We start from the raw sequence: 1914 nt of genomic DNA on the forward strand, positions 1-1914 counted from the left end.
TTCCACCGCACAAAGGCCTCCATCGCCTCATACTCGGCCAACCCCAGTCGGTCATATGATCGGGCAGTCTCACTGGTCCGTTCTTCGGCCCGCACCCAGAACTCCCGTGCATCATCGCCCGGGAACACGGGGCGGTCCTTCTGCGACTGGTGCTTGAAAATGGCAAAGCGCTTGCGCTCCACTTCCTGTGGAGAGAGCGGCACAGCCATCTCGATCTCATGCGTGTCGAACTCATGCCAGGCGCCGCGGTACATCCACAGCCAGCAGTCCTGCGCCCAGTCTTCTGTAACACGCAGACGGTTCAGGGCCTCCAGCACAATATCGAAGCACACTTTGTGCGTCCCATGAGGATCAGCAAAGTCGCCGGCGGCAAACACTTGGTGCGGTTTTACCCGCTGCAGGAGTTCGATTGTCAGCTGTATGTCTTCCTCGTGTATCTGGCGCTTTTCTGTTTTGGCCCGCTCGTAGAAAGGCAAGGCCATAAAGTGAATGTTCTCGTCCGATACCCCTGCAAAGCGTGCTCCCGCTATGGCCTCTCCTTTGCGGATCAGCCCCTTCACCGTCAGTAGCTCTTTGGTATCCGTCTGGTTCGGCTGCTTTGTCGCCAGGAAGTCGCGCATGCTCCCGTACAGCGAGGTCAGAGAAGCGGCATCTTCTCCCTGCGATTTGCTGAAGTCAATGGCAAACTCCACAAAGCGCAGAGCATCATCATCCCACACAGCAGTGTTGCCCGATGTCTGGTACGCTACGTGCACGTCGTGCCCCTGGTCTACCAGGCGGATAAAGGTACCGCCCATGGAAATTACGTCATCATCGGGGTGGGGCGAAAAGATAACCACCCGCTTCCTGGCCGGCGCTGCCCGCTCGGGCCGCTGCTTGTCGTCGGCGCCGGGCTTACCGCCTGGCCAGCCCGTGATGGTGCGCTGCACCTGATTGAAGATATCGATGTTGATGTCGTATACCGGCCCTTTCTCCGTGGCCAGTTGGGCCATGCCGTGGTTGTTGTAATCCTCCTCCGTTAGTTTCAGGATTGGTTTATGCAGCGTCTTTGCCAGCCAGATCACGGCTTTTTTAATCAGGTAGGCGTCCCACACGCAGTCCTTCACCAGCCATGGCGTATCGAAGCGAGTCAATTCAGAGGCGGCGTCCTCGTCCAGCACGAACTCCACGTTGTCGGATAGCTGCAGGTAAGTCGCCGGCACCTCAGAAGATATTTCTCCTTCTACCGCCTTCTTGATAATAGCAGCCTTTTTCGTATTCCAGGCCATGAGAATAATCTCACGGGCCTTGAAGATGGTGCCGATCCCCATGGTGATGGCCTTGGTTGGCACGTTCTCCTTACCGCCAAAGTCGCGGGAGGCGTCCCTTCTGGTCAGGTCATCAAGCGTCACCAGGCGTGTACCGGAGTTAGGCGCCGAGCCCGGCTCGTTAAAGCCGATGTGGCCTGTACGACCAATGCCCAGGATCTGCATGTCTAAGCCGCCGTACCCGCTTATCTTTCGCTCATACGCCAGGCAATATTCCGCGATCTCTTCTAAAGGCAGGGTACCGTCCGGGATATGAACATTGTTCATGTCAATGTCGATGTGGTTGAAGAGGCTTTCCTTCATAAAGGTCACGTAGCTCTGCTCCGATTCCGGCTGCATCGGGTAGTACTCGTCCAGGTTGAAGGTGACCACATTTCTAAAGCTCAGGCCTTCCTCCCGGTGCAGGCGCACCAGCTCAGCATAAACCTCAACGGGCGTGGCTCCGGTAGCAAGGCCCAGCACTGTCTGCTCTCCCCTGCGCTGCTTGGCTCGGATCAGGTCTGCTATGCGGCGGGCAACAGTCTTGGAGGCTGTCTGTGGATCAGAATAAACTGTTACCGGAAGTTTCTCGAAACGGGTCTCTTCTAAAAGATTTAATCGTGACATT

1 protein-coding gene is annotated in these 1914 nt (G+C 56.6%); it reads right to left on the bottom strand.

Features of this window, described 5'->3' with window-relative positions; genetic code table 11:
* Window positions 1–1913, bottom strand: a 1913-nt coding sequence (nagB, locus tag CHB92_RS25395) for a glucosamine-6-phosphate deaminase (protein ID WP_089322037.1), incomplete at its 3' end; no start/stop codon positions are given.
* Window position 1914 lies beyond the last annotated feature (1 nt).

Origin of the sequence: Pontibacter ummariensis, from assembly GCF_900188175.1 — a bacterium.
Taxonomy (GTDB): domain Bacteria; phylum Bacteroidota; class Bacteroidia; order Cytophagales; family Hymenobacteraceae; genus Pontibacter; species Pontibacter ummariensis.